We start from the raw sequence: 6,756 nt of genomic DNA, 5'->3' as shown, positions 1-6,756 counted from the left end.
ATGCAGGAGATGCTCTATCCGACCAGTTACCTTAAATCTAAAGGACTGGGCAAGGTTTGTGCATTATTGACCGATGGCCGCTTTTCTGGCGGTACTTCGGGTCTGTCGATTGGTCATGCCTCTCCAGAGGCGGCGGCGGGCGGGAACATTGCGCTGGTTCAGAGTGGCGATCCGATCCAAATCGACATCCCCAATCGCCGGATCAATGTGGAGCTATCGGCGGAGGAATTAGCCAACCGTCGTGCTGCAATGGAAGCGAAAGGCAAAGATGCCTGGAAGCCTGCACAGAAGAGGCAGCGTCGGGTGAGTGCGGCACTCAAGGCTTATGCGCTGCTGGCAACTAGCGCGGATCAAGGCGCGGTACGAAACCTGGAAATGCTGGAGTAGAGAAATACCCAGACACAAACACAGGTCAATGGTAAGGTGGTAGAGTCTATCCTTGCTACGCCACCCTCGTAGTGTCTGCTTCTTCTCTGTTTAAGTGGCGACATTTTCTACCCGAAATCATCCTAATTCTCCTGTTTAAGACTACACTTTGTTACGCTCAGAATGACAATTGATCCCCCAATTATGCAACGCCGAATCAGTGAGATATCGCTTAAGTTCTAAACCATTTCACAATCTGGATTTTGAGTTTACGTCCTATTTGGGCAAAGCTCCAGTGTTTCCCCGCAATAGGCCACGTTAACTCACATAGAGTTCCTTTCTCTGGGAGAGACTTTCGCTGAAACTCTCCTCTTAATTTTCTCGCTACATTTAGACACTGCTTCGTTCCTCGCCCTTCACAACACGAGTGAATGCCAGCCCCATTATCTTTAATGCTCAGAGTGTACCAGCCTTCAATTTGCTTACCAGTAGCACTGAGACGGGTCAATCCTTTGGCATGTTTTCCGACATTGCACAACGCTTCCTCCAAATATTGGCAGAGTTCTCGCTTTTGTTCGAGGGTCAAATATTGCTCCTCAATTGGATCGAACGAATAAGCTTTAACTTTGAGCGTTTTAAAGCAGGGAAAGTTCCGCTGGAGTGTATAGCTGTAAACTTCATAGAGCAGGTCGCGAATTGGCAGGTTTAAGTCTAGGATTAGACCACTGCCGAGACGGAGACTTTCCTCTCGGTCTAGGGCTTCTAGTTTCAGATATTCGCCGATTTCTCGGATTTCTGAGTTCAGATTTTTCAGTTCTTCGAGCAATCGATTTTGTTCTATATCTTGGTCTTGGACGTGCCGCAAAATATTGGCTAGTGTTTGCAGGGGTCCATTATGAATGACATTAAATGTCCGTTCGATGGTGTGTTGGCGTATTTTAATCTGAGACCTCAAAAATTGGTCGTATTGATAGAAAGCACTCAATATTGCACCATTGATGACCAAAACGAGTAGCGCGGGTGATACTGGAATCCACCATCCCCCGGCGATGAAAGCATAACCAATTGCCACTAACCCAAGGCTGACAACGGCGACATACACCAGGTTTCTCAGAGGAGATTGAGTCAGCCGACCCAGATAAATAGCTAAAACGCCCCAACTGACAATCCAGAGATATTCCCAACCCTGTGACCAGGTTTTTAAAACGGGTCGTCCATCGAGAACGGCGCTGACAATTTGGCTGGTGACATGGGCATGAAATTCTACGCCATAAATTTTCCCCGGTGGTTGCAAATTAGCGATCGCAGAGGTATTGATAAAGTCTTTAATACTAGGAGCCGTTACCCCAATCAGAACAATGCGTGCGCTGAAGGCATCGCGCAGCACATTGGGATTACCATTCCCAGCTTCAATATCGTTAATCTCTTTAAGAGATAGCGTGCGAAATCGTTCTCGACCGTTGTGATAATTGAGAAGTAGCTGAACTCCAAAATCATCAGTTCGCACGTAGCCTCCAGAATTGGAGAAAAAGCGAGGGAGTTCAGTCAAACCAAACCGCATCGCATTGCGATCGCGAATGCCATTGCTCAGTTTAATGCCTTCAGCCTTGAGATAAGCTTCTGCCAGCCGTAAAGACAGGGAAAATGCATATTTTTTATCGTCTTCAGGTCTATTCGTTCCAAGTAGTGCACGCCTGACTTTGCCGTCATCATCGGAAAGGTAATCTACAAAACCGATTTGTTCTGGGGATAGGTCGGGGGGTGGCTTAATGGAGATAGGTAAGACTTTTTCAACTGCAATCAGATTTTTAATATCTTTAAATGCTGCAACCAGTTCCACATGACCGGGTTCGACGGGTATATCCCTTACAATATCAAGACCGATTGCTCTGGGTTGGTATTTCTGCAATGTCAAGAGCAGTTTGGCAATCTCGCGATCGGGTATTGGGTAAGTTCCTGCACGTCGGATATCCTCCTCATCAATTCCGACAATGACAACTCGTGAGTCGATAGGTTCGGGTGGGCGTAAGCGGAGAAAGGAGTCGAGAGTTACCCATTCTATCAATTGCAGTGCCCCAGTCAGGCGAACGAGTATGACCAGCCCTATAGCGGCAATTCCTGGTAATGCTCCTATAGACCAGATGGTAAATTCCTTTCTAATTTTGCTCCAAATAGCGGACAGCAACAGTTTCTTCCTTAACTTTATTTATCAATCAATAAACCCCTCTTCTCTGGCTCGTTTCTCTGTTTGAATGCGGAGACTTTTGCCATCTTCCGGGTAAACGCCTAAAACGTCTTGAACTTTAGTCCAGTAGTGACGTACCGTTCTGGGTGCTACTCGCATCCGTTCAGCAATCACTTTATCTTCCAGCCCTTCTTCAAAGGCGAGATTGAGTACCTCAATCCACTCTGGCTTGACTTCCCCTGGTGGCATTTTTAGGTCTTTGGTATGGGTGACTCCTTTGAGTGCCAAATCAATTCGGCTCAACATCTCCTGGCTGGAAAGTCCTTTGTCAGCTACGGTGAACCCTCCTTCGTGAGCGTCAATGTCAGGTTTAATCCGCACCAGTGCTTTTACATAGCTGCTTTGTACCACCAGATTGAGGGTGGGATAGTTTTTCATTAAAGTCCCCAGGCTTTTAATGCCTCGATTGATTTCGGCTGTGTCCCCGGAAGTTTCTGGCAGAGAAAGATCCATAATCACTAAGTCGGGCCCAAATGCTTTGACTTGCTGGAGTGCGTCCTGCGTTGTTTTGGCGGTGAGGATTTCGGCTTGTGGGTAGTGCTGTTTGAGCAAGTCGAGGGTTCCACTTAGGATTAATTCGTGGTCATCCACCACAAGTATTTTGAGCGTCCCTTGTTCTAGTAAATCTTGACTCATCGTTGAAACCTCGAAGTTGACAACGTTACTGTACCTCATCTCATATCTTGCACCGGGCGTTTGAAACCGCAGCTACACAAACGAAACCTGCCTAGGCAGGTTTCAAAAGGCTTGATTTTCGGTTAGTCCGTGCAGGCAGACTTGGTTTGTATAACCCCAGAATTCCCTTCTGAGGGCTTGGTGCAAGATATGAGTCATGGCATCGGGCTTTGATAGAAGAAAGGATAAAGGAGAAGGGGAAAAAGGGTTGAAAAATCGCTTTTTTCTTTAACTTCTATCTCGCACCAACTTTTCCAACCGCCAAGAACTTATGTTCCTGGCGGATGAATGGATAGCTGCAAGATGTGAGTATAGGTCTTTCCCGTACAGTTGATAGCGATGCAAATCGTTAAGCTAAATTCTAAAATTGTTGACTATTTATAAGGTATCTAAATCGACTAAGCAATTCATTTCACAGTTATGTCAACTTGATTGCACACTTGTGCAAAGTGATTTGGGGGGTTCCCAGGGAGCGCCTCTTCATGCCGTTCTCATTGCAACAGTGCCAAACCCTTATTGTACCAAGATTAGACTTCTTGAAGAGCAATAGCTACGACGGGCTTCTTTCTATATTGCAGTTTTGTGCAATGACGAGTACACAGTTACGCGAGGGCTTTGCCTAATCTATGCGATCGACTAAGCACAGAAGGTGAATGAATCCCTTAGCTAATTCATTTATTCTTTGAATTAAAGCTTCTTTATTCAATCTTCATTCCCAGGAGAGCAAGCAAATGAAATTACAATATCGTGGCAACTCCTACGAATATAATCCTCAATCCATTGAGACTGTAAAGAGCGAAATTAATGCTAAATTCCGGGGCACAGATTACAAAATTAAACATCCCGTTAATCTCACTGTACCTCACTCCATTGTGAATTTGAAGTTTCGTGGATTTGCTTATATTAAAGGTAAAAATTCTGGAGATTTGCTATCAAGAGAACCAAAGGGCAGCAGCATTAACGATATCGAACATGCTTGTTAGTTCCTAGGTATTGCTGGTGTCGAATAACAAATTATTTGTTCTCTTAACAAATCGTTGTCATTGAGCGTTTCTATCGCTACCAAAGCATAGATATATTTGGATGAATAAAAGCTGGACTTAAGAGAAGTATGGCTTTAAAGAGGAATCTCCACCAAAGTATTACTTAGCCCAAAACCCCTATCGTAAAAGATTTGAAAGTTTTCTGGATTAAGGACACTAATGTGTTAATAGCGACAAATAATTTGTTATCTGACAAGTGCCTTTTTTCCTGAACAATACCACGCTTGACGATAAGTTGCAGCTTTAACTCAAGGAACTTGCGTGGGCTAAATGGAATGTCTATTGAAGAATGAAGACATGATTGACAGCTAGGTTAAGTACCTTGGCGGTTAATCAGACCATCAAGAAAACAATCCACTAAACACCGAACCATACTAAAGGATTTCCAATGAAAGTATTAATTGCATCAACAGCCGGACTAGGCCATTTGAATCCACTGCTAGCAGTCGCCAACATTCTTATAAAACACAATCACGAGGTAGTTGTACAGACGGCACCTAAGTTGAGGTCGATGGTGGAGGCGGCAGGGGTGCCGTTTACTCCGGAGCCTCCGGAAACCAACAGTTCCACTGATGCGATGGCTTTCTTCTTGGAGTTGAAGCAGGCGAAGAATCCAAATCCAGGACTGGAAATGGCAGCCTTCGACCTCGAATATTTCTTTGCGAAAAAGATCGGCGGGCAGGCAGCAGGACTCAAGCAGGCTCTGCAAGACTTTCCTGCGGATGTCATTGTGGCAGATTCGTTGTTCTTCGGTACGCTGCCAATGCTTCTGGGAGCACGCGAGGAACGTCCCGCGATTGTGCATCTGGGCGTTTCGCTACTGAATCTGTTCAGTGCGAGTCCGCCACAACCGGGCATGTCGGAGAAAGAGCAGCTTGCAGAACGTGAGAGACGAGAGCGTGTGTTTCATCAGCCAGCCAAGGCTGGGGTAGATAAGGCCCTAGCCGAACTTGGCTACGGTCCGCTACCGTATTCCCCCCTGGAGAGCATGTCTGTGCTGCCGGATCTTTATCTGCAACACGGAATCGAGAGTTTCCAGTATTCGGATGATTCGTTCTCCTCGTCGCATGTGCACTATATCGGTCTTCTACCGATGCCCCCAGGGCAGCCGGCGCTGCCCTGGGGGCATGAACTCGATCGGACAAAGCGCCTAGTTCTTGTGACTCAGGGAACGATCGCGAACCGAAACTTCGAGCAACTTATTGGTCCGACGTTGACTGGACTCGCTAAGGAAGAGGACGTGATCGTTCTGGTAAGCACGGGAGGACAACCGATCGAGTCGATTCTTACCGATATTCCGGCAAATGCCTACCTTGCGTCGTTTCTGCCTTACGAATTGATTATGCCGAGTGTGGATCTGCTGGTCACGAACGGAGGATATGGCACGGTAAATCTGGCGCTCGCGCATGGGATTCCGATAGTCTCGGCAGGGATGACGGAGGACAAGGGAGAGGTATCGGCACATGTGCAGTGGGCTGGTGTCGGAATCGACCTGAGAACCAATCAAGCAACGGCAGAGGACTTACGTGCAGCGGCCAGAGAAGTTCTCGACAACCCTGTGTATAGTGAGCGGGCGAAGGAGCTGGCGCTGGAGTTCGCGAGCCGCAACACAGAGATGGAGGTGCTCAGACGGATCGAAGCGTGTGTTCTTGAGCCATCGACCGTTTGAAAAATAGGGTTAATGTCAGTAGACCGAAAACTTCTGCGCTCGCTCTGTGATGGGAACTGTCAGATAACAAATTATTTGTCGCTATTAACACATTAGTGTCGTTAATCCAAAAACCTTTCAAATCTTTTACGATAGGGGCTTTAGGCTAAGTAACATTTTGATAGGAATCCCTCAGCGATCGATAAATTGTTTTAACTTCAGCTTTTCTTTATCCAGATATATCTAGGGTTTGGTAGCGATAGAAGCGCCCAACGACAACAATTTGTTAAGACGACAAATAATATGTTATTCAACAATATCTCTCAGAAGAAGCGGTTCTCAGTGGTTGCGTTCGGAGCGACCTTCATGACTTTAGGAACAGCGGTATCAGCTATCGCCACTACGTTCAGTGCCGAACCCTTATTCAAGGAGGTCAATAGCTACACCACAACGATTGCCACGAATGGCGATCCGGCTGATATCTACTTCCCATTCCTGCCGGATGCCGATACCAACACTGATTTGTTCCCCGTTGTCCTGCTGTTGCAAGGTGCACTTGTCGATAAAGCCGATTACTCGAATTTTGCCACGATTGTGGCAAGCTAAGCTGCGTAGCAGCTAAATTTAATAAACAGCATTACCTTTGTTTTTAATTTTTCGTTCCCATTTAATAATAAGTCCTCCTTCATTTAGTAATTTATTTAACAACTCTTCTAGTTGTTCTGCTGACTCAAATAGTCTATGAGCTATATATTCTTTAGCTGAATGCCAAACAAGTT

The 6,756-nt window shown here is 46.0% G+C and carries 6 protein-coding genes and 1 pseudogene; 4 read left to right on the top strand and 3 right to left on the bottom strand.

The features are described from left to right. Window positions 1-387, top strand: a 387-nt coding sequence (locus H6F63_RS00300; protein ID WP_190633904.1) for a dihydroxy-acid dehydratase, incomplete at its 5' end; no start/stop codon positions are given. A gap of 211 nt (window positions 388-598) precedes the next feature. Here the strand turns inward: H6F63_RS00300 and H6F63_RS00295 are convergent. Together H6F63_RS00295 and H6F63_RS00290 are read right to left on the bottom strand one after the other, a co-directional pair. Next, on the bottom strand, window positions 599-2,551 hold the full coding sequence (locus H6F63_RS00295) for a CHASE2 domain-containing protein (protein ID WP_190633902.1): 1,953 nt from the start codon (window positions 2,549-2,551) through the stop codon (window positions 599-601). Between the two features lie 24 nt (window positions 2,552-2,575). Then, window positions 2,576-3,247: a response regulator transcription factor gene (locus tag H6F63_RS00290; RefSeq protein WP_190633900.1), complete on the bottom strand. Its 672-nt coding sequence runs from the start codon at window positions 3,245-3,247 to the stop codon at window positions 2,576-2,578. Window positions 3,248-4,017: 770 nt separating this feature from the next. Between H6F63_RS00290 and H6F63_RS00285 the strand changes: the two genes are divergently transcribed. From H6F63_RS00285 to H6F63_RS00275, 3 genes are all read left to right on the top strand, one after another. Next, window positions 4,018-4,269: a DUF4278 domain-containing protein gene (locus tag H6F63_RS00285; RefSeq protein WP_190633899.1), complete on the top strand. Its 252-nt coding sequence runs from the start codon at window positions 4,018-4,020 to the stop codon at window positions 4,267-4,269. Between the two features lie 448 nt (window positions 4,270-4,717). Beyond that, window positions 4,718-5,998: a glycosyltransferase gene (locus H6F63_RS00280; RefSeq protein WP_190633897.1), complete on the top strand. Its 1,281-nt coding sequence runs from the start codon at window positions 4,718-4,720 to the stop codon at window positions 5,996-5,998. A gap of 282 nt (window positions 5,999-6,280) precedes the next feature. Further along, window positions 6,281-6,583 (top strand): hypothetical protein, encoded by a 303-nt coding sequence (locus tag H6F63_RS00275; RefSeq protein ID WP_190633895.1) that lies wholly within the window; start codon window positions 6,281-6,283, stop codon window positions 6,581-6,583. An 18-nt stretch (window positions 6,584-6,601) separates the two neighbouring features. Here H6F63_RS00275 and H6F63_RS00270 read toward each other — a convergent pair. After that, window positions 6,602-6,756, bottom strand: a pseudogene (locus tag H6F63_RS00270) (IS630 family transposase); the annotation flags it as partial.

The organism is Trichocoleus sp. FACHB-40 (assembly GCF_014695915.1).
Classification (GTDB): domain Bacteria; phylum Cyanobacteriota; class Cyanobacteriia; order Cyanobacteriales; family FACHB-T130; genus Funiculus; species Funiculus sociatus.
This window is presented reverse-complemented; position numbering and strand designations above follow the sequence as displayed.